The sequence below is a fragment of the Streptomyces sp. NPDC001492 genome, assembly GCF_053597275.1.
Window position 1 is genome coordinate 243,658 of sequence record NZ_JBSFHW010000001.1, and the last position, 22,253, is coordinate 265,910.

The following is a 22,253-nucleotide window of genomic DNA, read 5'->3' on the forward strand; positions in this document are numbered from 1 at the left end:
GCCCGGCTCACCCCCGTACGGTCACCGGGTGCAGGGCGGCCCCTGGTCCCGGCTCTTCTCGCCCTGCCGGTAGGCGCCGCACGCCTCCGCGACGAGCGGGCCGTCGCCCGACTGGCGCAGCAGCACCAGCGTCTTGTCGCTCGGCGGCATGCCGCCGCCCTGCGGGTAGGACACATAGCCGGTCGCCCCGCCGAAGACGACACCGCTGCGCAGCGCGGTGAGCATGGCGTTCGGAGCGACGTCGCCCTTGTCGGAGCGCGCCATGTCGGCGGCCTTCGACAGCACGTGGAAGGCGTCGTACGCGACGGCCGAGTGCCCGTCGTCGCGCCACGGGTCGTCCTTGGCGGGACCGGGCACGAAGGCGTCGTACTCCGCGGCGAACTGCTTCGTCTTGTCGTCGGCACGGGGGTCGGCCGCGGGCAGCCGGTGCGCGGAGTAGTACAGCCTCAGCCACTTCTTGTCGTTGAACGCGCCGGTCAGCGCCACGTTCGTCAGCTCGTTCCCGCCGAGCACGGTCACGTCGCGATGGGTGCACGTCCCCTGGGTGTCCAGGGCGTCGACGAAGGCGGTGAAGTCGCGGGCGCGCGCCGACCAGTAGACGACCGTCGACTCGTTGGAGCCGAGCGCGCTGCAGACCGTGTCGGCGAGGTCGGTCGGGCGCGTGATCTTCGGCGTACCCGCGGGAGCGCCCGTGAAGTCGCCCTCCTGCGAGAAGTTGACCAGCTCGCTGGAGCCGGAGAAGTCCTTCTGGAACTTCGCCGCGAGGCTGTTGCTGTACAGATCCGCCGAACTCTGGATCACCACGGCGTGCCGTGCCCGCTCGCAGCCGTCGGACCCGGTGCGCGCCACGACCGGGAACCGGTCCGCGAAGTCCGCCTCGATCTGCGCCTCGGCGCTGTTGAGCGGCGTGAAGGGCCAGTAGTTCGGGCTGACCAGCATCTCGTCCGCCGTGGCCGTCGTACCGACCACGGGGAGCTCGACCTCGTCGAGGATCTTCAGGGCGTTCTGCGTCCACGTCTTGCTCTGCGCGTACCCGAGGACCCCGATGACCTTCTCGTAGTCCTTGCCGTCCTTGCCGAACCGGCCCTCCTTGATCTGGTCGACGAGCGTACGGGCCGCCGCCTCGGCGTTGACGAAACCCCTGCCGGTGGAGCGCACGTCGACGCGCAGCGGTACGAGCGAGTCGTCGGAGCCCGCCTGCGCGTTCAGGTCGCGCTGCCACATGGCGATGCCGCGCAGCTCGGGAATGGTCCCGTCGAAGAGCGTCTCCTGGTCGGCGGACGGCACGCCCGAGCCGAAGGCGACCACGGTACGGACCGCGCGTCCCCGGGCGGCGAACCGTTCCGCCACCTTGTTCTGCTGCCGGATCTCGGCGAGCGCCTCGTCGTACCACTGCTTGGGGGCCAGGGCGACGGGCCGCGCGTACTTGCTGCCGCCGGCGGCCAGGTTCCCGCCCACGCAGCTGTCGGAGGACACGTTCCGGCCGAGGTCCGCCGGGCCCAGGCCGATCAGTATGGCGGCCACGGCCACGGTGGTGCCGGTCACGCCCGCCGTCACCGCGTTCCCGCTGAGGCGGAACGAGGTCGGTGAACTCGGGCGTATGTACAGCCCGTCCCGGGTGAAGGGCTCGTCCTGCAGCCGCACCAGGACCGGCGGACCGGCGTTCGCGCGCTCCTGCGGCTGGATCAGCCGCCCCGCCTGCCGCAGGCTGCTCTCCGGTGGCCCGCCCAGGTCGCTCTGGAGCTGCGCCGAGGGCCGGCCGACCGCGATGACCAGGGGGCCGGGAGCCCCCGTGGTGTTGGCCCGCTCCTGGTGGAAGGCGCGCAGGAAGCGCTCCACGGCCCGGGCGCCCGGCTTCCCCGGGCGGGGGAGCGGGACCAGCAGGACGGGGCGGGCGGTTCTTCGGCGCCGCACGGGCAGCACTCTGCCGACGGCCGGTCTCTTCAGGTCCTCCAGCAGGGCGCGCGTCAGCAGGTGTTCCAGGGCGAGCAGGGACTCCTGGTGCCGTTCGTGGTCGAGGTCCAGCCGGAGCCGGGGCATCTGCCGGTCCGCCACCTCGTCCATCACCGCGAACACGGTCTCGGTGCCGCCGGTCATGCCGAGGACGTCACCCAGCCAGCGCTGCCTGCCCTGGCCGAACGGCCGCCAGGAGCGGACCATTCTGCGGGTCTTGCGGCGCTCCCAGCACCAGCGCGGGAAGGTGCGCGTGAGGCCGTGCCACAGCGAGCCGAGCAGCCAGCCGCGGATGCCGCCGACGGGCGGTGCCTCGCTGCCGCCGAGCGCCCACAGGAAGACCTGCAGCCGTCCCTCGCGGCGCTGGCGGCGGTGTGCGCGCAGCTGCTCGTGGGCGTAGTCGCGCAGGACGTTCGCGCCGGGAGCCCTGCCCTCCGCGGAGTGGTCCCGTATGTACGAGACGGAGTCCCACAGCGGCCAGAAGCCGGGAAAGCGGTCCGGCTTCATGTTCTTGGGCAGGCCGAAGACGAGCCCCCGGGCCGCGGCGCCGCTGAGCAGATCGGAGTCCTGGGCCGCCGTCGGGAGGGCGTAGGGCACGAGCTTCTCGTCCCGCCTGCCGCGCAGGGCGCTCTCCAGCTCCCCGAGCACCCGCCGCACCCGGGCGTCGTACTCGGCGTCCTCACCCTGGACGTCCAGGATCACCAACGGCGGTGTGTACGCCAGCGATTCGCGCTCGGCCGGCGCCACCACCTGGCGGAACTCCCGGACGAAGTCGTCGGCCCCCTCGTCGTCGGGGAACCCGCTCGGTGCGTTCTGAGGTACCGCCATCACTGATCTCCCCCCGTCGACGGCACAGGTCAAATCTCATTGCCCGTAGGCGAGTTGGGTAAACTAGCGGGACGAACGGTGTCGGCCGGCAGCTCGGCGGGAAATGCTTCAACTCCCCTCCGTTCGCTGACGATTCCCGACCGTTTCGGCCTCATCCAGGCGTGGTTCCAGGCGGGCCGGGTGCGGTTCGGCAGCGCCCCTCAGGGGCCGTCGGCACCGCCGGCGGAGCGTCCCGTCACCGCGGCTCGGGCGGCCGCTGACGCGGCATGTTCGGCCGTGAGCCAGCCCCCGGAGGCAGCGGGAAGCGGCCCGGCGCACTGCCCGTCTCCTGCCGGCCCGCCCCTGCCGGCGCCGACTGGATCCCCATCGGCGCCGAGCCACCGGTCCGGAACTCCACCATCCAGTCGGCCGTCTCCGTGCGCACCAGCTCCGTCACGTCCTCCGAGAAGCGCCGCAGCACCGCAAGGCAGCGCTCGACGGCCTCGCTCGCCGTGCCCTCCGCGGGGCCCAGCACCTCCCGCACACTCTCCGAGGCCCAGTCGAACTGGAGCACCTGCAGCCTCCGCTGCACGGCCTGCGCGGTCGCCACATCCCTTATCCAGCCCGAGGTCACTCCGAAGAACCGGTCCACGGCCACACACGCCACCGCGAACAGCAGCGCCAGATACCCCCAGGCGGCCATCCCGGCGGCCACGCCGGTCAGATCCAGCAGCGGCAGCGCGGCCCCGGCCACCGCCCCCACCGCGGCCCCCGTGCGCAGCGCCCGCGCACCCCGCCGCTTCCACACCCGGTCCGCGAGATACCAGGCCGCCGTCTGCAGCGCCCCGCGCTCCACCCACAGATACAGCTCGTGCAGCCGCTCGGCCGGCTCGCCCCAGTCCCCGAGCGGGAACGACCGCCCGATCAGATCGCCCGGCCGCAGCCCGGCCGCACCCTCGCCCCACCCGTCCTGAGCCGGCCCCTCGGGCTGCATCTCCGGCTGACCCACACGGCACTCCCTACTGATCACGACGCTGATCACGAGACTGATCACGAGGCTGACCAGGACCGAACACGTTGCGTGACGCCCGATCCCGATGTGCCCGACCCTTCCTACCGCCCAATGGGTGGCTCGGCCCCCGAATTCACCTCTATTCCGCCCGTAAGGGGGTCTTGATCAGGTATAGGACTCGGCAACGCCTCACTCGAAAGAGTGCTGGGGCGATGGCTGCCTGGACCACGTAGGCTCGTGCCAGGCGGGAAAACCTCGCCCATACAGCCGTACGAACCAGGAGCTGATCGTGATTCCCGGTGGTGGCCAGCCCAATATGCAGCAGCTGCTCCAGCAGGCCCAGAAGATGCAGCAGGACCTGCAGCGGGCGCAGGAGGAGCTGGCACAGACGGAGGTCGACGGGCAGGCGGGCGGCGGCCTGGTGCAGGCCACCGTCACCGGCTCCGGCGAGCTGCGGGCGCTGAAGATCGACCCGAAGGCGGTGGATCCCGAGGACACCGAGACCCTCGCGGACCTGATCGTCGCGGCGGTCCAGGCGGCCAACGAGAACGCCCAGAACCTCCAGCAGCAGAAGCTGGGCCCGCTGGCCCAGGGCCTGGGCGGTGGCAGCGGTATCCCGGGCCTGCCGTTCTGAGACCGGGCCTGCCTTTCTAAGAGCGGCGTCCGCAAACTACGGTACGTACTTGTAAGGAACCCCGGGAAGGACGGCAGTCCGTGTACGAAGGCGTGGTGCAGGACCTGATCGACGAGCTGGGGCGGCTGCCCGGCGTCGGTCCCAAGAGCGCCCAGCGGATCGCCTTCCACATCCTGCAGGCGGAACCGACGGACGTACGGCGGCTCGCGCAGGCCCTGATGGAGGTCAAGGCGAAGGTCCGCTTCTGCGCGACCTGCGGCAATGTCGCACAGGAAGAGCTGTGCAACATCTGCCGCGACAGCCGCCGCGACCTCTCCGTCATCTGCGTGGTCGAGGAACCCAAGGACGTGGTGGCCATCGAGCGCACCCGCGAGTTCCGCGGCCGTTATCACGTACTCGGGGGCGCGATCAGCCCCATCGAGGGCGTGGGCCCCGACGACCTCCGTATACGGGAACTTCTCGCGCGGTTGGCCGACGGGACGGTCACGGAACTGATCCTGGCCACGGACCCGAACCTGGAGGGCGAGGCCACGGCGACGTACCTCGCCCGCATGATCAAGCCCATGGGCCTCAAGGTCACCCGCCTGGCCAGCGGCCTCCCGGTGGGCGGAGACCTGGAATACGCGGACGAGGTGACCCTCGGCCGCGCCTTCGAGGGGAGACGACTCCTAGATGTCTGACGCCACGCTGCACGACGCGACGCAGGACCCGGACGACTTCGCGGTCCAGATCGCGGACCAGGTGGAGAGCTTCCTGGTGGCGGTGACGGAGGTGGCGAAGGGCGACGAGCCCGACTCCGCCGTGCCCTTCCTCCTCCTGGAGGTCTCCCAGCTGCTGCTGGCCGGCGGCCGCCTCGGCGCGCACGAGGACATCGTCCCCGACGAGCGCTACGAGCCCGACACGGGCCCGGACGTCGACGTGGACGAACTCCGTGAGAACCTCGCCCGCCTCCTGGACCCGATCGACGTCTACTCCGAGGTCTTCGACCCCTACGAGCCGCGCAAGGCCCCGGTCCCGGCCCGTATCTCCGACGACCTGACCGACGTCATCACCGACCTCCGCCACGGCATGGCCCACTACCGCGCGGGCCGCACCACGGAGGCCCTGTGGTGGTGGCAGTTCTCCTACTTCTCCAACTGGGGCTCGACGGCCTCGGCCACCCTGCGCGCCCTGCAGTCGGTGGTGGCCCACGTCCGCCTGAACCAGCCCCTGGAGGAACTGGACGGCCTGGACACGGACCAGAGCCCGATGGGCGACGAGACCCTGGAGTTCGAGGCCGGCAAGGTGATGCAGGAGGAGATCGGGGGGCCGTTGGGGATGCAGCCCGGCAAGTAGACGGCAAGCGGGCGGGTGAGACCTGGTCTCACATCCCGTGCCGGCGTTACACGCTGACGCCCCGTCGGGACTCTCCACTCATGTGCCGGGGCACAGTGCCCCGGCCGTCGAGGGAGAGGAACCGGCATGGATACGACAGCCGTCGTCCTGGCGATCGGTTCGGTCGTCAGCGGAAAGGTCTGCCTGCTGACAGCCTTGTGGCTGCGTCTGCGCTGGCGCACCAGGCATGAGCAGGTGCAGCGGCAACACCTCACCGAGGTGTCCAGGTCGATTGCCGGGAGCGACCAGGCGGAGGTCGTGGAGCAACGCCCCGACGGCCACAGCCTTCGCATCAGCATCACGCGCAGCCGGGGGGAGAAGAGCGCGACGTGAGTACGATCGATCCGCCCGAGGGGCCCGATCACCTGGTCGGACGGGAACGGGAAGAGGTCTGCCCGGCACCCGAGGATCACCGCAAGGTGGACCGTGCCGCGACCGTCGAGGCCTTCTCCGCGTTCTACCGCGAGTCGATCAAGCCGTTGATCGCGCACCTGATCACCACGGGCGTACCGCCGACGACCGCCGCCGACATAGCCCAGGAGTGCATGACCGAGCTGTTCAGGCGCTGGGACGACGTCGAGCACCCGCGCGCCTACGTCTACGTCTCCGCGGGGCGGATGTGGGGGCGCAAGGTGGCGAGCCTCCAAAGGGAGGCTCCCGTAGGGGAGTTACCGGAGCCCACCTCGCTGGTGCCCAACCCCGACGAGCTCGAGGAGTTCGAGACCAGGCACCGCATAGTCCAGGCCTTGAAGACACTGCCTCCCCGGCAACGCCAGGTCCTGTCCCTCACGTTCCAGTCCTTCACCCCCAAGGAGATCGGCGAGCAGTTGGGGCTGGAGCCCGCGACGGTCCGCGCCCACCTCATGAGAGCCCGGCGAGCCGTTGCCGACTACTTCAAGGACGCCAAGGACGGAGAGGGGGACCAATGCCCGACCAGCGGCACGTGACCGACGACAAGAACACACAGGCACCGCTGGTACGTCCCTACGCCATGACCGGCGGCCGGACCCGTCCGCGCTATCAGTTGGCGATCGAGGCCCTGGTGTCCACGACAGCGAGTCCGGCGCAGCTGACGGGCCTGCTCCCGGAGCACCGGAGGATCTGCGACCTGTGCCGTGAGGTGAAGTCGGTGGCAGAGGTGTCGGCGCTGCTGGCCATCCCGCTCGGCGTCGCCCGTATCCTCGTCGCCGACCTGGCTGAGGCGGGACTCGTCTCCATCCATCAGCCGGGTGGTGACGAAAATGCCGGCGGCATGCCCGATGTCTCGTTGCTGGAAAGGGTGTTGAGCGGACTTCGCGCACTGGATGTGCCGGCTGCGGCACATCGAACGGATACGCTCCCGCCTGCGTCGGCCGCCGCGGAGCGGAACCCTGAGGACGACCACAGGGCACTTGTCGACGACCTCGACGACGTGATCGACACAGAGGCCGGTCTCCAGGAAGTGCTGCTCCAGGCTCGTTACGACGATGCCGTGGAGGATCTCACCGGGGTCCTGGACGTCGACGCCGGACTCCTCGACATCCTGCGCCGCCGGACGGACCTGGACACATGACGCTCTCACCCGTACCGGACGAGCCCGCGGCGGAGGGACTCGGCGACCGGCTCGTCGTCTTCCGGCAGAAGTACGCGCACAGGCGCACCCCCATGCTGGAAAGTCGAGGACGACCGGCCGCCGAGTCCGGGTGGATCACCACATGGCGGGCAGCCGCTCCGGGATCCGCTTCATGAACCCGGTCCGCCACACCAGCTGTTCGATCGGCACCGCGAGACGCAGCCGGGGCATGCGGTCGAGGAGCCGCTCCAGTGCGATCTCGGCGTGCTTGCGGCCGAGGGCGGTGGCGGGGCAGTAGTGACTGCCGCCGCCGAAGGAGAGGTGGGCCGTGGAGTTGGCGCGGGTCAGGTCGACGGTGTGCGGGTCGGGGAAGGCGGACGGGTCGAAGTTCGCGCCCTCGACGAGGACGAGGACCAGCTCGCCCGCCGCCACCCGCACGTCACCGAGGGGTACGTCCTCGGTCGCGAGCCTCGGCAGCCCGTCGCCGATGGACAGGTTGACGCGCAGCAGCTCGTCGACGGCCGCGGGGATCTTCCCGGGGTCCGCGACCAGCTCCTCCTGCAGCTCGGGGCGCTGGATCAGCGACACCAGGGCCATGGTCAGGAAGCCGGACGTCGAGATGACGCCCGCGCCGAACATCGTCACGCCGACCGTCGCGAGCATCTCGTCGGTGAGATGGGCGTAGTCGGGGTCGGCGCGCAGGGCGGCGAGCTCGGCCATCAGACCCGTGGTCGCCGGGTCGTCCAGCCGCTCGGTCATGTACGCGATGTCGCGGTCCCAGTTGAGCCGGGCGCCCGTGATGGGACAGGCCGAGTTCATGAACGCGATGTCCAGGCTCCGCATCAGCCCGGGCGCGTCCTGCCGCGGGATGCCGAGGATGCGGCAGTGCATGCCCGCCGAGTACGGGTCGGCGAAGCCGCCCCGCAGGTCCACGGGAGCGCCCTCGCGCACCAGGCCCTCGACGAGCTCGTCGGCGTAGGACCGCAGCCACTCCACCAGGCCCGGGCTCTTCGGACTGAGGGCCTTGAGCACGGCCTTGCGCAGTCCGGCGCCCGTGATGTTCCCCATGTTGTTGACGACCTCGGGCGGGATCGTCAGCGCGTACTGGCGGGGGACCCCGGGGGCCGAGGTGTCCTTCAGGCTGAACCGCGGGTCCTCCAGGACCTGCTTGCACAGCTCGTACGAGGACACCAGCCAGGCCTGGTCACCCGCGATGGTGCGCACCCGCCGCACGGGTGTCGACTCACGCAACTGAGCCACCTCGGCGGGGAGTTGGTCGCCTCGCCAGGAGAACGGGAAGTCGATGAGTTCCTCGGTGGGCATGGTCTCAGCGGGCATCGGTGGCTCCCTCGGCGGGCGTGACGATGGCGTGGCCCTGGTTGCGGGAGGCACGCAGCCCCGCGCCGGGCGAGTAGAGCAGCTCGGCCATCGGCAGGAGCTGGTGGTAGCAGTTGAGGGAGGAGGGGACGCCCAGGATGGCGGGGGTGTCCAGGAAGAGGGGCGCCTCCGCGGTGACGTACTCCATGCACACGGCCCGCTGCCGCGCGGTCACCTCCTGCGCCTTGGTCGACAGGAAGGAGTCGACGAGTTTCTCGCAGGTCGTACGGAACTCGTCGTCGCCGGACAGCCGGGCGCGCAGATCCTCGTGGATCTCCCGGTACGCCGGGTTGTCGCGCAGCGCGGACATGGCGTGGGCCCTCAGGCGGGTGCCGCCGGGGTCTGCGGCCTCGACGGCGGCGAGGACCTTGGCGCGCACGCCGCGCAGGTTCTTCACCGCCTTGCGGCGCGCGTCGTCGGCCGTATAGCCGGAGGCCTCGTACATCTCGGCCACGTGCAGGTCGGTGTAGACGAAGTCCACGCGCTCGAAGAGGGCGAGGCCCCAGCGGGCCAGGTCGTGGATGCGCTGTGCGGAGAAATAGCTGTTGCCGGGGGAGACGCCGATGACGGCGTGGTCGGCTGCGGTGCGGATGACCTCGCAGTGCGGGGTGAAGGGGCGGACCAGGAAGAGGCCGGCCGGTGTGACGTGCTGGATCTCGGAAACGGTCGCAGTCGTCAAGGAAGGAGAATCCTTCGCGTCGCTAGTCCCGATGGAGCCTTGTGCCCCTGGTGTGGCGACGACGACGCGAAGTTATCGGTCGGCTACTCAGAGCGTCAACGGGTGACCTGGCCCACTTTGCGGACTGTTCATGTCCCAGGTGGGCAGGGGCTGGGCTGGAGCGCCGGGTCTCACCATGTGGTTTCCCCGAGGTCGGATTCGGGCGCTCGGTAAAATGAGCCGACACATACGGGACGAGCGAGGAGCGCACGTGGGCCTTGTCGTGCAGAAGTACGGAGGCTCCTCCGTAGCCGATGCCGAGGGCATCAAGCGCGTCGCCAAGCGAATCGTCGAAGCGAAGAAGAACGGCCACCAGGTGGTCGTCGTCGTTTCCGCGATGGGCGACACGACGGACGAGCTGATCGATCTCGCCGAGCAGGTATCTCCGATGCCGGCCGGGCGTGAGTTCGACATGCTGCTGACCGCCGGAGAGCGGATCTCCATGGCACTGCTGGCCATGGCGATCAAAAACCTGGGTCACGAGGCCCAGTCGTTCACCGGCAGCCAGGCAGGCGTCATCACCGACTCCGTCCACAACAAAGCCCGGATCATCGACGTCACGCCCGGCCGTATCCGCACGGCCCTCGACGAGGGCAACATCGCCATCGTCGCCGGCTTCCAGGGCGTCAGCCAGGACAAGAAGGACATCACCACGCTCGGCCGCGGTGGTTCCGACACGACGGCCGTGGCGCTGGCCGCCGCACTCGACGCCGAGGTGTGCGAGATCTACACCGACGTCGACGGCGTGTTCACCGCCGACCCGCGCGTGGTGAAGAAGGCGAAGAAGATCGACTGGATCGCCTTCGAGGACATGCTGGAGCTCGCCGCCTCCGGCTCCAAGGTGCTGCTCCACCGCTGTGTGGAGTACGCCCGCCGCTACAACATCCCGATCCACGTCCGGTCCAGCTTCAGCGGGCTGCAGGGCACCTGGGTCAGCAGTGAGCCGATCGAGCAAGGGGACAAGAAGGTGGAGCAGGCCATCATCTCCGGTGTCGCGCACGACACCTCGGAGGCCAAGGTCACGGTCGTCGGCGTCCCGGACAAGCCGGGCGAGGCCGCCTCGATCTTCCGCGCCATCGCCGACGCCGAGATCAACATCGACATGGTCGTGCAGAACGTGTCCGCCGCCTCCACCGGGCTGACGGACATCTCCTTCACCCTCCCCAAGACCGAGGGCCGCAAGGCCATCGACGCCCTGGAGCGGGCGAAGACGGCCATCGGGTTCGAGTCGCTGCGCTACGACGACCAGATCGGCAAGATCTCCCTCGTCGGCGCCGGCATGAAGACCAACCCGGGTGTCACGGCGTCCTTCTTCGAGGCGCTGTCCGACGCGGGCGTGAACATCGAGCTGATCTCGACCTCCGAGATCCGTATCTCGGTCGTCACCCGCGCCGACGACGTCCCGGAGGCCGTGCGCGCCGTGCACACCGCCTTCGGCCTGGACTCCGACACCGCCGAGGCGGTCGTCTACGGAGGCACCGGGCGATGACGACCCGACCGACGCTCGCGGTCGTGGGAGCGACCGGGGCCGTCGGCACGGTCATGCTCCAGATCCTGTCCCAGCACGCGGACATCTGGGGCGAGATCCGTCTGATCGCCTCACCGCGCTCGGCCGGCCGCAAGCTGGCCGTGCGCGGTCAGGAGGTCGAGGTGGTCGCCCTGACCGAGGAGGCCTTCGACGGGGTCGACGTCGCCATGTTCGACGTGCCCGACGAGGTGTCCGCGCACTGGGCGCCGATCGCCGCCGCCAAGGGCGCGGTGGTGGTCGACAACTCGGGCGCCTTCCGGATGGACCCGGAGGTGCCGCTGGTGGTCCCGGAGGTCAATCCGCACTGCGCCCGCCGCCGGCCCCGCGGGATCATCGCCAACCCCAACTGCACGACCCTCTCCATGATCGTCGCCCTGGGCGCGCTGCACGCCGAGTTCGGGCTGCGCGAACTGGTGGTCTCCTCGTACCAGGCGGTCAGCGGGGCGGGCCGGGCCGGGGTGGAGACCCTGCGGCAGCAGCTGTCCCTCGTCGCCGGTACGGAGCTGGGGACCAGCCCCGGCGATGTGCGGCGGGCCGTCGGGGACAACACCGGGCCCTTCCCGGAGCCGGTCGCGCTGAACGTCGTACCGTGGGCCGGATCCCTGCGCGAGGACGGCTGGTCCTCGGAGGAGATGAAGGTGCGGGACGAGTCCCGCAAGATCCTCGGCCTGCCCAAGCTGCCCGTCGCCGTGACCTGCGTACGGGTCCCCGTGGTCACCACGCACTCCCTGACCGTCCACGCCCGCTTCCAGGGCGAGGTCACCGTCGACGGCGCCCGGGAGATCCTCGCCACCGCCCCCGGAGTCGTCCTCTTCGACGACCCGGCGGCAGGCGAGTTCCCCACACCCGCCGATGTCGTGGGCACCGACCCGACCTGGGTGGGCCGGGTGCGGCGCGCCCTCGACGACCCCACGGCGCTCGAACTCTTCGTTTGCGGTGACAACCTCCGCAAGGGTGCGGCCCTCAACACCGCACAGATCGCGGAGCTGGTGGCGACCGAGTTCGGGTGACGGGGCGTGACCATGGTTGCGCTCCCATGACGTGCCGTGTTGCTTGCGACACATGTACAGGTAAGGGGTTACTGCCGGAAAAGCCCTGGCCGTGGCCTGTTTGGTTTGTAGGATCTGTGGGCGACATGTGGCCCGGCCAATGGTCCGTACCACTTGCCTCGGGCCACCAAGGCATCCGAAGATTTCCCTCCCCGCTCTCCGCAACCGCGCGAAGGGCGGGGAGCGTCTTTGCGAACGCCCTTCGGGGGCGCGGGGGATGCGCGGTGAGGCGTGGGGACGCCTCGGACATTCGGGATATAGGGGAAGAGCGGGTAGGCATGAGGGCGTTCGACGCACGGTCAGTTGCGCTGCCTGACACCGGACGGCCGGCTGCGGCACATGACGCAAAAGTGACGCCCGGCACGTACAACCCTGACGGGGGGAAACGTGTCCAACTGGCGTGGCAGAGGTTCTCGACTTCCAAGCGGCGACCCGCGGTACGGCCCTACGGCCGCCCCGCCCGTCGCTCCGACCCCGCATGCCCGGCGCGCCCGGCGGCATGCCGGTGATCGCGCCCATGCCCGCAGCGCGGCCCGCCCGCATACCGAATCAGCGTGACGGCGCCGACTACGCCGAGGACACAGCGGCGGCCGGTACGACCGTCGACCACCTCACCGAGACCTACCGCGCGCACTACCGCTCGCTGCTCGGTCTCGCCGCCCTCCTGCTCGACGACACCGCCTCCTGCGAGGACGTCGTCCAGGAGGCCTTCATCCGCGTGCACTCGGCACGCAAACGGGTCCGCGACCCCGAGAAGACCCTCGCCTACCTGCGTCAGACGGTCGTCAACCTCTCCCGCTCCGCCCTGCGCCGCCGCATCCTGGGCCTCAAGCTCCTGTCCAAGCCGATGCCGGACATGGCGAGCGCCGAGGAGGGCGCGTACGACCAGCTGGAGCGCGACTCCCTGATCAAGGCGATGAAGGGCCTGCAGCGCCGCCAGCGCGAGGTCCTGGTGCTGCGCTACTTCGCGGACATGACCGAGGCGCAGGTCGCCGAGACGCTCGGGATATCGCTGGGCTCGGTGAAGGCCTACGGCTCGCGCGGCATCGCGGCCCTGCGCCTCGCGATGGAGGCACCGGCATGAACAAGGACGGCGAGGGACGTGACTCCCATGACCGCCATGAGCCCTACGCATGGCACGAGCCGACGGCAGGGCAAGAGCAAGAGCACAGGAAATCGCACGCTGGGAACGGAACTGTGAACCACGGCCCCGACGACCAGAGCCCCGAGGGCGGGCTCGACTCGGACGAGCTGGCTCTGCGCAGGATGCTGCACCAGGCGGTGCAGACGGTCGAACCGCGCGACGGCACGCTGGACCACCTGCGGCGGGCCGTACCCGCACGGCGCGCCCGCAAGCGGCAGGCGATGGTCGGCATGGCGGCCGCCGCGCTGTTCCTCGGCACCGCCGTCCCGGCCCTGGTGCACGTCTCCCACTCCACCGGCTCCGACGTCAACCCGTCCGTCGCCGGCCAGGCCTCGCAGGCACAGGGCGGGGCGAGCCAGGGAAAAAACGCGGACGGCAGTGAGGGCACTGCCGGCGGCAGCTCGGGCAAGTCCCAGGGCAAGGGCAAGGGCGACTCGAAGGGCGACGGCAAGGGCAGGAGCAGCGGTACGGGCACGGCCGGCGCCGGCACCGACCCCTCGACCTCCAGCGCCGTCGGCGCCCCCGTGTGCACGTCCGACCAGCTCGGCTCGCCCACCGAGTCCGTCGCCGCCCCCGACGCAGGGGGCGTGGTCTACGGCACCTTCCGTGTCGTCAACATCTCCACCTCCGCCTGTACCGTCGGCGGCGTGGGCACGGTCAACGTCCTCGCGCAGGGCGCCGCGGACGGCACCAAGATCTCCGAGGCACGGCATGCGGCCGGGGACGCCGCGCCGGGCCTGCCCGACCCGTCGACCGAGATCACCGGGCTGCAGCTGCAGCCGGGGGCGGCCTACGAGCTGAAGTTCGCCTGGGTCCCCTCGGCGACCTGTCCCACCACGGGCGGCCCCAGCGGAGGCACCACCGACGGCGGCCCCACCGCCAGCCCCAGCCCGACCGAGGACGCCGGCAGCTCGTCCGGCACCACCTCCACCGGCACGGACAGCGGCGTCACCACCCAGATGATGAGAGCGGACGGCACGGCAGACGGCAGCGTGATCGTGTCCCACACGACAGCAGCCGGCTCCCCAACGGTCTCGGCGACGGTGTCCAACGCGTGTGCGGGGACGGTCATCTACACCGGGGTACTGGCCGGGTCGTAGACCCCGCGGCCCTTCAGCCTGCGGGCAGCCGCACGGCCGCAGCCTGCGCAACCTGCGGGGATCGGTACCGCCGTACCCTGCGTAGCCGGCGGCATCCGTGCCGCCGTGCAGCCGTACCCTGCGTAGCCTGCGGGCAGTCGTGCCGCTAGGGCGGCACGGGTGGGCGCAGGCGGCACCCCGCAAGCGCGGGCAAGCGACACCCCCCAAGCCGCAGCGCCGGGTCACGCGGCACCGAGCTCAGACAGCAACGCCCTCTTCCTCGGCCACCAGCCCCATCGCCGCATCCCGGGCAAACTCCGCCTCACGCCGCAGCAGCCGGAACCACATGAACACCACAAACCCCGCGAAGACGAACCACTCCCCGGTGTAGCCGAGGTTCTGGAACGCCTTCAGATCGAGCCCCGAGTCCGCGGGCGCCGTCGCCGGCACAGCAGTCATCCCGGAGTCCGCCTTGTCCAGCGTGACCCACGCGTCATACACGCCGTACGGCACAAGATTCACCAGCGAAGCCGCACTGATCGCCGCGGTCTGCCCGGCCGGCAGCCCCCCCTGCGCACTCACCCCGTTGTCCCCCGGCGTCTCGGACGCCTGCAGCGCACCGGTGACGGTGACCTCCCCGCTCGGCGCGGCGGGCGCCTTCGCCGCGTCGGCGGAACCCGGCAGCCACCCCCGCACCACGGGCAGCGCCTTGCCGCCGTCGGTGCGCAGCAGCGTGAGCACATAGAAACCGCGCCTGCCGTCGAGCTGCCGGTCCGGCACGAGCAGCTGCTTGCCGTACCGCCCGGTCGCGGTGGCCTGCCGCCCGGAGGTCGCCTTGTTCACGGGCAGCAGCTCCCGCAGCGGCCGGGCAGTCTCGTGCCGGTCGGTCGTGACCTGCTCGGTCGCATCCCGATGGGCCTGCACCCGGTCCTCGAACCGGCTCAGCTGCCACGACCCCATGAAGATGCAGAAGGGGATGGCGAGCAGCACGAAGACGTTGATCCCCCACCAACGGGGCGTCAGCAGAAACCGGTACACACCGTCAACGGTACGGGGCGGCCCCGCCGGGCCCGGCCGCGGGGTTCGGACGATCAGGCCTTGGCCGCCCGCAGCGAGTACATCAGCGGAAACCGGGGCCGTCCCGCGGGAAGACGGAAGTAGCCGTCCCGCTCCTCGAAGGCCTCGAACTGCCGGAACACCGAGACGTCGTGCTCGTGCAGGAACTCGATGCGCAGGCCTGCCGCCGCGAGCGCGGAGACGACCTCGCCGAGCGGGTGCGTCCACTGCACGGTCCGGTTGTGGGCCGTGTCTGCGCTCTCCGCCGCGTACGTGCCGGGGAAGTCGTAGACCTGCGCCTCGCGATCGAAGTAGTCCCGCACGACCCGCGAGGCGGTCTCGTCGTCGAGGACGTCGGTCAGCGGATGGAACTCGGCGAGGTAGAGGAATCCGCCGGGCGCCACGAGGCCGGCGGCCGTCTCGGCCCAGCGCCGGATGTCGGGCAGCCAGCACAGCGCGCCGGTGCCGGTGTAGACGATGTCGTACGAGGACTCGGGCATCGCAGCGAGCGCGGAGGCCGCGTCGTACACGTCGGACGCGACGAACTGCGCCCGCTCGGGCCCGAGGCCCAGGTCGGCGGCGAGATCACGGGCGACCGCGACGGCCGGTTCGGAGAAGTCCAGGCCGACGACGCGGGCGGCGCCGTGCCGGGCCCAGGACAGGGTGTCGGTGCCGATGTGGCACTGCAGATGCAGCAGCGACCTGCCGGTCACGTCACCGACCTCGGCCAGTTCGAAGGGGCGCAGGGGGTCCTTGCCGGCCCGGAAGCCGTCGAGGTCGTAGAAGTCGCCGGCCGTGTGCAGCGGGACCCTCTCGTCCCAGTTGGCGCGGTTGGCCTCGCGCCAGTCGGCAGGGGTGGGGGACGGGCTGGGGGAAGGGCCTTGGGTGGACATGAGACGGGGATCCTGACCTGCTAGGACGGGCGTTCGGTAAATGCCCGGTAGAAGTTATCCACAGGCTGGGGGCCTCGCCAGCGAATTGTCTGCGGGGCCAGGCACTATGGGGCCATGACTGAGAGCAACGCCTCCGCCGCGCCGGAGCGGAACGAGGACATGCCGGACTGGGAGAAGCGCTTCCGGGCGCCGCGGGTGTCGCTGCCCGACTGGGCGGAGGACGCACCGGACCGCTCCCTGTTCGTGTCGAACGCGACGGGGACGTACGAGCTGTACGCCTGGGACCGTGCGACCGGCGGACAACGCCAGGTCACGGACCGGCCGAACGGCACGACGGAGGGCCTGCTCACCCCCGACGGCGCCTGGATCTGGTGGTTCGACGACAAGGACGGCGACGAGTTCGGCGTCTGGCGCAGACAGCCCTTCGACGGCGGTGCGGACGAGCTCGCGGCACCCGGTCTGGAGGCCTCCTACCCGGCGGGCCTGGCCCTCGCCCGGGACGGCCGCACGGCGATCGTCGGCCGCTCCACGGACGAGGACGGTACGACGATCCATCTCGCGCGCACCGGCGAGGCCCCGGTGGAGATCTACCGCCACCGCGAGTCGGCCGGCGTCGGCGACCTCTCCCACGACGGTTCGCTGATCGCCATCGAGCACACGGAGCACGGCGACGCCATGCACTCCGCGCTGCGCGTGCTGCGCCCCGACGGCACGACGGTCGCCGAGCTGGACGACACCAAGGGCGGCACGGCCGAGCTGGGCCTCGAGGTCCTGGGCTTCGCCCCCGTCGAGGGCGACACCCGGCTGCTCGTCGGCCACCAGCGCCGCGGCCGCTGGGAGCCCCTGGTCTGGGACGTGGCGACGGGCGAGGAGACCGACCTGGCCCTGGAACTGCCCGGTGACGTGAGCGCCGAGTGGTTTCCGGACGGCACCGGCCTGCTCATCGTGCACAGCTTCGAGGCCCGCAGCGAACTGTTCCGGTACGACCTGGCGAGCCGTGCCCTGACGGAGATCCCCACCCCGCCCGGCACGGTCTCCGGCGCGACGGCCCGCCCCGACGGCAGCGTGGAGTACCTCTGGTCCTCGGCCGCCGAACCGTCCGCGGTCCGCTCGACCACGGGCGCGGTCGTCCTCGACCCACCGGGCATGAAGTCCCCGGGCTCGGTGCCGGTGGAGGACGTATGGGTGGACGGCCCCGGCGGCCGGATCCACGCCCTGGTCCAGAAGCCGCAGGGCGTCCCGGGCCCCCTGCCCACGGTCTTCGACATCCACGGCGGCCCCACCTGGCACGACAGCGACGCCTTCGCGGCGGGCCCGGCGGCCTGGGTCGACCACGGGTACGCGGTGATCCGCGTCAACTACCGCGGCTCCACCGGCTACGGCCGCGCCTGGACCGACGCCCTCAAGCACCGCGTCGGCCTGATCGAACTGGAGGACATCGAGGCGGTCCGCGCCTGGGCGGTCGACTCCGGCCTCGCGGACCCCGACCGCCTCATCCTCACCGGCGGCTCCTGGGGCGGCTACCTCACCCTCCTCGGCCTCGGCGTCCAGCCGGACGCCTGGACGCTCGGCATCGCTGCGGTCCCGGTCGCCGACTACGTCACGGCGTACCACGACGAGATGGAGGCCCTGAAGGCCATGGACCGCACCCTCCTCGGCGGCACCCCCGAGGAGGTCCCCGAACGCTTCGAGGCCTCGTCCCCCCTGACCTACGTCGACCAGGTCAGAGCCCCGGTCTACATCTCGGCCGGCGTCAACGACCCCCGCTGCCCGATCCGCCAGATCGAGAACTACGTCAAGCGCCTGGAGGCCCGCGGCGCCACCCACGAGGTCTACCGCTACGACGCGGGCCACGGTTCGCTGGTGGTGGACGAGAGAATCAAGCAGGTCCGGCTGGAACTGGAGTTCGCGGAGCGGTACTTGGCGTAGCTACGGGGGCCGTGCGGCCGGAGTCTGCGGCGGCCGTGCGGCCGGAGCTTGCGGGCAGTCGTGCCGCTTGGGGCGGCACGGGTGGGCGCAGGCGGCACCCGGCCGACGCCGGCAAGCGCCCCCCGCCCCGGCCCCGGGTGCCGCTCAAGCCCCGGCCCGCTCCCGCGGCCGCCGCCCCAACAGCTCCGCCAACCCCCGCCGGGTGGCCGCCAGCACCACCCGGTCCGACCCCTTCAACACCCGCCCGTCCGGCAGGTCCCACACCAGCCCCGCCCCCGCAACCGCCCGCACATCCTCATACGCCTCCTCGGCGGCCGGCTCCTCCCGCCGCCCGCCTGAGGAGACCCCCGTATCCAACGCCAGCACCCGCCAGGCCCCCGCCCGAAACGCCTCCGCGACCGTCTTCCCCTCCAGTTGCGGATGCCCGGCCACATTCATCGCGGCGAACAGCAACACCCGCCGCTCCACCGGAATCGCCCCCAGAATCTGCCGTCCCATCATCGCTCCGGCAAAGGCGGGCGCCGCCAGATGGGACACACTGCGGCTCCGCGTGGAGGCACGCGGATGAGCGGCCCGCAGCGTGCGGTACACGGCGGTCGCGAAGTCGTCGTCGTACAGCCGCAGCACGACCCGCAGATCGGGCCGCACGGACCGCGCGTACAGCGCGGCCTCGAGGTTCGTCGTGTCCGCGCTGGTCACCGCCAGCAGCGCATGCGCACGGTGGATCTTGGCAGCCTCCAGAACGCCCTCCTGGGTGACGTCCCCGAGCACCACCGGAACCCGCAGCCGCCGCGCCGTGGCCAGTCCCCGGGCATCCGGGTCGGACTCGACGCACACCACGGGGATGTGCAGTTCCCGCAGCCTGGTCAGCACCCGCGTACCGATCTTGCCGAGCCCGAGGAGGACCACATGCCCGCCCAGCCCGCGCGGCGGCTTCCGCAGCGCACCCGCGGTCCGGAAGGTGCCCAGCGCCTCCAGCACCGCCGCCAGCAGTACCGGCAGCAGCAGCAACCCCGTGAGCCCGGAGAGGAGTTGAAGGATCTGCCGCCCGACGGACTTTCCGATGGCGGGATCGTCGATGGCGAAGAGATCGAGCAGCGTCAGATAGAACGCGCTCAGCGGATGCATCCGCGGCGTCACCAGCCACAACGCCACCGCGAGCGCCACCACGCACCCGACCATGCCCGCCAGCGACCACCGCAGCCGCCGCGAGAACAGCGAGGAGAACGCCACGGACCCGCGGGACGGGGGCAGTTGGGGTCCGGCGTAGGACACCTGCTCCAGGACGACGGTGCCGCGGCCGGTCGCGGCGCGGACCGCCGCCGCGTCGGGCAGCAGCTCCGGTCCGTGCTCGCCGCCGCTGTCGGCGCCGTCCGCGGACAGCAGCGCGAGCGTGGCCAGCCCCGGCCGGGCCAACTGCCCCGCGAGCGGCGTCCGTTCCACCGCCCGCAGCAGCAGCCCGTCGGTCTGTACGACCTTGCTGGTGCCGGCGACAGCGGTGGCGGCCAGCGCGGGCGCGGCCGTGTCGGCGTCGGAGAGCACGGTGGTGGAGGTGTCGCTGCCAAAGGAGGCGCCGTCGCCGGTCGCCAACGCGGCCGCCTGGTCGAGGAGTTCCTCGATGTGCTGGCCGAGCCGACGGTTGTAGAGCCGGAGGACGAGCCGCAGCCGGGGGTTGAGCCGGCGGGCGGTGAGGGCGGCACGGATGTTGGTCTCGTCGTCGTCGTACACGAGCGCCAGCGCGGCGGCCCGCTCCACGCCCGCCGCGCCGAGCACCTCCTCGGTCGCCTCGGCGGCCTCCACGACCTGGGCGTTTCCCACGGGTTCGGCGGCGGCGCCGTTCGCCCGGCTGACGGCCGCGTTCACCATCCGGTCGAAGAGTGCCGCTGTCGTCGCCCGCGCGCGCCCGACCACCGGCGGCCGCACGCCGCGGTCGGCGGGCGGCACCACGAGCGTGACCTGTTCGCCGTACACCCCCCGCAGTTCGGCGGCCAGCCGATGCGCCAGTCCGTCGTCGCCGCACACCACCATGTGCGCCGACACGTCACCACTTGCCGCACCCTGATTCGGAACGCTCCCCACGAGTGAGAAGAGTGCCAGGGCGCGAGAAGCGGTTCCAGAAGCAACTGACCGTAGTCACTGAACGGGTGCGCCTTCTCCACCGTATGGATGGGGAGGGAAACCAGCGCCCTTCCCCACCACCGGAGGTACCACGCCCGTGGCCATCACCAAAGCAGCCCCTGCGGGGGCGGACAGCCATGAGCCGGTGGGCGGCCTTCCCGCCACGAGATCACCCGACCCGAAACCGTCGGATCCGAAACCCTCCGACGCGCAATCCTCCGACCCGAAACCCTCCGACGCGAAATCCTCAGAGTCGAAGTCCCCGCTCGTCCTGACCATGCTCCTGCTCCTGCTGGTGCTGCTCCAGGGCCCCATCCGGGGGGCGCTCTCCGCACCCGTCATGCAGAGCTGGATGACGGTGTTCGTGGCCGTGCTCGTGCAGGCGCTGCCCTTCCTCGTCCTCGGGGTGCTGCTGTCGGCGGCGATCGCGGTGTTCGTACCGGCCTCGTTCTTCGCCCGCGCGCTGCCGAAGCGGCCCGTGCTGGCGGTGCCGGTCGCGGGGCTCGCGGGCGCGGTGCTGCCGGGCTGCGAGTGCGCGTCGGTGCCGGTGGCGGGCGCGCTGGTGCGCCGGGGCGTCACCCCCGCCGCGGCGCTCGCCTTCCTTCTCTCCGCCCCGGCGATCAACCCGATCGTGCTGACGGCGACCGCGGTCGCCTTCCCCCGCACCCCGGAAATGGTCCTCGCCCGTTTCGTCGGCAGCCTGCTGGTGGCGTGCGTGATGGGCTGGCTGTGGCAACGCCTGGGCCGCACCGACTGGCTGCGCCCGCCGGAGCGTCCGCACTACGACGGCCAGAGCAAGGGGGCCGCCTTCTGGGGCTCGGTCCGGCACGACGTGATGCACGCGGGCGGCTTCCTGGTCATCGGCGCGATGGCCGCCGCGACGCTCAAGGCCCTGGCCCCGGCGAGCTGGCTGCGCACGGCGGCGGCCAACCCGCTGGTCGCGATCCTGGCCCTGGCGATCCTCGCCGTCCTGCTGTCCATCTGCTCGGAGGCGGACGCGTTCGTCGCGGCGTCACTGACCCAGTTCTCGCTCACGGCCAAGCTGACGTTCCTGGTGGTGGGGCCCATGATCGACCTCAAGCTCTTCGCGATGCAGACGGGCACCTTCGGCCGGGGATTCGCCCTGCGCTTCGCCCCCGCCACCTTCGCCCTCGCGATCGCCGGCGCGGTCCTGACCGGGGCGGTGCTGCTGTGAACCGGCAGGCACAGGCGGCGGTCCTGTTCCTGACGGGTGCGGCCCTGCTGCACGCGGGCTTCACCAACCTGTACCTGCGCTACGTCAAGGCGGGTCTGCAGCCGCTGTTGCTGCTGTCCGGCGGGGTGCTGATCGCGGCGGCGCTGGCGACGGTCTGGTACGAGTGGCGAGGGCGGAGGGAAAACCAGGCGGACGGGCACGGCCACGATCACAGTGGGGGACAGGACCACGACCACGGCGACGGTCACGTCCACCGCGAACCCCGCGTCTCCTGGCTCCTCGTCCTCCCTCTGCTCGCCCTCATCCTGGTCGCCCCGCCGGCCCTCGGCTCCTACAGCGCCATGCGCACCGGTACCGCCCTGCAGCAGCCCTACGGCTACAACCGGCTGCCCGCGACCGGCCCGCTCGACCTCACCGTGGTCGACTACGCGAGCCGCGCGGTCTACGACCACGGGCGTTCCCTCGACGGCCGCCAGATCAAGGTCACCGGGTTCGTCGCGCTGGACCGTACGGGCAGCCCGTACCTGGTCCGGATGGCCCTCAACTGCTGTGCCGCGGACGCCCAGCCGGTGAAGATCGCCCTGACCGGCACGATCCCGCCGGTGCTGCAACCGGACAAGTGGCTTCAGGTGACCGGGACCTACACCGCCAGGCAGACCAAGGACCCTGTCAACAACGGCCCGATACCGTACTTCCGCGTCACGGCGGCGACACCGGTGCCGACGCCCAAGGACCCGTACGACGAGTCCTGGAACAACTGACCCTGGATATCTGACGGCCCGTCAGTTACCGTCCCCCTGCTGTGCAGTCCGAAAGCAGGTGGGGGAACGGGTGA

Annotated in this window: 19 protein-coding genes and 2 pseudogenes; 13 read left to right on the forward strand and 8 right to left on the reverse strand. The window is 71.1% G+C overall.

The window, feature by feature from the left end; translation table 11 throughout:
• Positions 1-21: 21 nt before the first annotated feature.
• Positions 22-2,781 carry an ABC transporter substrate-binding protein gene (locus ACWC1K_RS01265; protein ID WP_450827747.1) on the reverse strand — a complete coding sequence of 920 codons (2,760 nt, stop codon included), beginning with the start codon at positions 2,779-2,781 and terminating at the stop codon, positions 22-24.
• A 235-nt stretch (positions 2,782-3,016) separates the two neighbouring features.
• Positions 3,017-3,769: an SLATT domain-containing protein gene (locus ACWC1K_RS01270; protein WP_450827749.1), complete on the reverse strand. Its 753-nt coding sequence runs from the start codon at positions 3,767-3,769 to the stop codon at positions 3,017-3,019.
• A gap of 292 nt (positions 3,770-4,061) precedes the next feature.
• Here ACWC1K_RS01270 and ACWC1K_RS01275 point away from each other — a divergent pair, with 292 nt between their 5' ends.
• From ACWC1K_RS01275 to ACWC1K_RS01300, 6 genes and pseudogenes are all read left to right on the forward strand, one after another.
• Positions 4,062-4,406, forward strand: a complete 345-nt coding sequence (locus ACWC1K_RS01275) for a YbaB/EbfC family nucleoid-associated protein (protein WP_450827751.1) — start codon at positions 4,062-4,064, stop codon at positions 4,404-4,406.
• Between the two features lie 80 nt (positions 4,407-4,486).
• Positions 4,487-5,086: a recombination mediator RecR gene (gene recR, locus ACWC1K_RS01280; protein ID WP_030942251.1), complete on the forward strand. Its 600-nt coding sequence runs from the start codon at positions 4,487-4,489 to the stop codon at positions 5,084-5,086.
• A complete protein-coding gene (locus ACWC1K_RS01285; RefSeq protein ID WP_450827754.1) occupies positions 5,079-5,741 on the forward strand; it encodes a DUF5063 domain-containing protein in 663 nt (220 codons plus the stop codon). The genes recR and ACWC1K_RS01285 overlap by 8 nt, the downstream gene beginning before the upstream one ends.
• Positions 5,742-5,867: 126 nt before the next feature.
• A complete protein-coding gene (locus ACWC1K_RS01290; protein ID WP_450827756.1) occupies positions 5,868-6,113 on the forward strand; it encodes a hypothetical protein in 246 nt (81 codons plus the stop codon).
• Positions 6,110-6,727 (forward strand): RNA polymerase sigma factor, encoded by a 618-nt coding sequence (locus ACWC1K_RS01295; protein WP_450827758.1) that lies wholly within the window; start codon positions 6,110-6,112, stop codon positions 6,725-6,727. The genes ACWC1K_RS01290 and ACWC1K_RS01295 overlap by 4 nt, the downstream gene beginning before the upstream one ends.
• Before the next feature lie 20 nt (positions 6,728-6,747).
• A pseudogene (locus ACWC1K_RS01300) lies at positions 6,748-7,083 on the forward strand (DUF742 domain-containing protein); the annotation flags it as partial.
• Between the two features lie 257 nt (positions 7,084-7,340).
• On the opposite strand, the pseudogene ACWC1K_RS01305 reads toward ACWC1K_RS01300, so the two are convergent.
• From ACWC1K_RS01305 to ACWC1K_RS01315, 3 genes and pseudogenes are all read right to left on the reverse strand, one after another.
• A pseudogene (locus ACWC1K_RS01305) lies at positions 7,341-7,412 on the reverse strand (response regulator transcription factor); the annotation flags it as partial.
• A 55-nt stretch (positions 7,413-7,467) separates the two neighbouring features.
• Positions 7,468-8,670, reverse strand: coding sequence for a cytochrome P450 (locus ACWC1K_RS01310; protein ID WP_450827760.1), 1,203 nt, complete (start codon positions 8,668-8,670; stop codon positions 7,468-7,470).
• Positions 8,660-9,388, reverse strand: a complete 729-nt coding sequence (locus ACWC1K_RS01315) for a tRNA-dependent cyclodipeptide synthase (protein ID WP_450827762.1) — start codon at positions 9,386-9,388, stop codon at positions 8,660-8,662. The genes ACWC1K_RS01310 and ACWC1K_RS01315 overlap by 11 nt, the downstream gene beginning before the upstream one ends.
• Before the next feature lie 250 nt (positions 9,389-9,638).
• Here ACWC1K_RS01315 and ACWC1K_RS01320 point away from each other — a divergent pair, with 250 nt between their 5' ends.
• The 4 genes from ACWC1K_RS01320 (at position 9,639) to ACWC1K_RS01335 (ending at position 14,248) form a co-directional block, all read left to right on the forward strand.
• Positions 9,639-10,916 carry an aspartate kinase gene (locus ACWC1K_RS01320; RefSeq protein WP_450827764.1) on the forward strand — a complete coding sequence of 426 codons (1,278 nt, stop codon included), beginning with the start codon at positions 9,639-9,641 and terminating at the stop codon, positions 10,914-10,916.
• Complete coding sequence (locus ACWC1K_RS01325) at positions 10,913-11,965, forward strand: aspartate-semialdehyde dehydrogenase (RefSeq protein WP_450827766.1); 1,053 nt, start codon at positions 10,913-10,915, stop codon at positions 11,963-11,965. Before ACWC1K_RS01320 ends, ACWC1K_RS01325 begins: the two co-directional genes overlap by 4 nt.
• Before the next feature lie 517 nt (positions 11,966-12,482).
• Positions 12,483-13,088 (forward strand): SigE family RNA polymerase sigma factor, encoded by a 606-nt coding sequence (locus tag ACWC1K_RS01330; protein WP_123966511.1) that lies wholly within the window; start codon positions 12,483-12,485, stop codon positions 13,086-13,088.
• A 113-nt stretch (positions 13,089-13,201) separates the two neighbouring features.
• The gene (locus ACWC1K_RS01335; protein ID WP_450827768.1) at positions 13,202-14,248 is read left to right on the forward strand and encodes a hypothetical protein; all 1,047 of its coding nucleotides are present in this window, start codon (positions 13,202-13,204) and stop codon (positions 14,246-14,248) included.
• 237 nt (positions 14,249-14,485) lie between these two features.
• Here the strand turns inward: ACWC1K_RS01335 and ACWC1K_RS01340 are convergent, their stop codons facing one another.
• Positions 14,486-15,265 carry an SURF1 family protein gene (locus ACWC1K_RS01340; RefSeq protein ID WP_450827770.1) on the reverse strand — a complete coding sequence of 260 codons (780 nt, stop codon included), beginning with the start codon at positions 15,263-15,265 and terminating at the stop codon, positions 14,486-14,488.
• Positions 15,266-15,318: 53 nt separating this feature from the next.
• On the reverse strand, positions 15,319-16,176 hold the full coding sequence (locus ACWC1K_RS01345; RefSeq protein WP_450827772.1) for a class I SAM-dependent methyltransferase: 858 nt from the start codon (positions 16,174-16,176) through the stop codon (positions 15,319-15,321).
• A 114-nt stretch (positions 16,177-16,290) separates the two neighbouring features.
• On the opposite strand from ACWC1K_RS01345, the gene ACWC1K_RS01350 reads away from it, so the two are divergent.
• Positions 16,291-18,105, forward strand: coding sequence for a prolyl oligopeptidase family serine peptidase (locus ACWC1K_RS01350; RefSeq protein WP_450827774.1), 1,815 nt, complete (start codon positions 16,291-16,293; stop codon positions 18,103-18,105).
• A gap of 144 nt (positions 18,106-18,249) precedes the next feature.
• On the opposite strand, the gene ACWC1K_RS01355 is transcribed toward ACWC1K_RS01350, so the two are convergent.
• Positions 18,250-20,133 carry an NAD-binding protein gene (locus ACWC1K_RS01355; protein WP_450828078.1) on the reverse strand — a complete coding sequence of 628 codons (1,884 nt, stop codon included), beginning with the start codon at positions 20,131-20,133 and terminating at the stop codon, positions 18,250-18,252.
• Between the two features lie 235 nt (positions 20,134-20,368).
• Between ACWC1K_RS01355 and ACWC1K_RS01360 the strand changes: the two genes are divergently transcribed.
• Both ACWC1K_RS01360 and ACWC1K_RS01365 read left to right on the forward strand, forming a co-directional pair.
• Entirely contained in the window at positions 20,369-21,418 is a 1,050-nt protein-coding gene (locus ACWC1K_RS01360; protein ID WP_450828080.1) for a permease, read from the forward strand.
• Positions 21,415-22,179 (forward strand): TIGR03943 family putative permease subunit, encoded by a 765-nt coding sequence (locus ACWC1K_RS01365; RefSeq protein WP_450827776.1) that lies wholly within the window; start codon positions 21,415-21,417, stop codon positions 22,177-22,179. Before ACWC1K_RS01360 ends, ACWC1K_RS01365 begins: the two co-directional genes overlap by 4 nt.
• The last annotated feature ends 74 nt before the right edge of the window (positions 22,180-22,253 follow it).

Coding starts and splice junctions, on each gene's coding strand:
- ACWC1K_RS01265 (WP_450827747.1), bottom strand. CDS start 2,781: ATGGCGGTACCTCAGAACGCACCGAGCGGGTTCCCCGACGACGAGGGG.
- ACWC1K_RS01285 (WP_450827754.1), top strand. CDS start 5,079: ATGTCTGACGCCACGCTGCACGACGCGACGCAGGACCCGGACGACTTC.
- ACWC1K_RS01290 (WP_450827756.1), top strand. CDS start 5,868: ATGGATACGACAGCCGTCGTCCTGGCGATCGGTTCGGTCGTCAGCGGA.
- ACWC1K_RS01310 (WP_450827760.1), bottom strand. CDS start 8,670: ATGCCCGCTGAGACCATGCCCACCGAGGAACTCATCGACTTCCCGTTC.
- ACWC1K_RS01325 (WP_450827766.1), top strand. CDS start 10,913: ATGACGACCCGACCGACGCTCGCGGTCGTGGGAGCGACCGGGGCCGTC.
- ACWC1K_RS01330 (WP_123966511.1), top strand. CDS start 12,483: ATGCCCGGCGCGCCCGGCGGCATGCCGGTGATCGCGCCCATGCCCGCA.
- ACWC1K_RS01345 (WP_450827772.1), bottom strand. CDS start 16,176: ATGTCCACCCAAGGCCCTTCCCCCAGCCCGTCCCCCACCCCTGCCGAC.
- ACWC1K_RS01350 (WP_450827774.1), top strand. CDS start 16,291: ATGACTGAGAGCAACGCCTCCGCCGCGCCGGAGCGGAACGAGGACATG.
- ACWC1K_RS01355 (WP_450828078.1), bottom strand. CDS start 20,133: ATGGTGGTGTGCGGCGACGACGGACTGGCGCATCGGCTGGCCGCCGAA.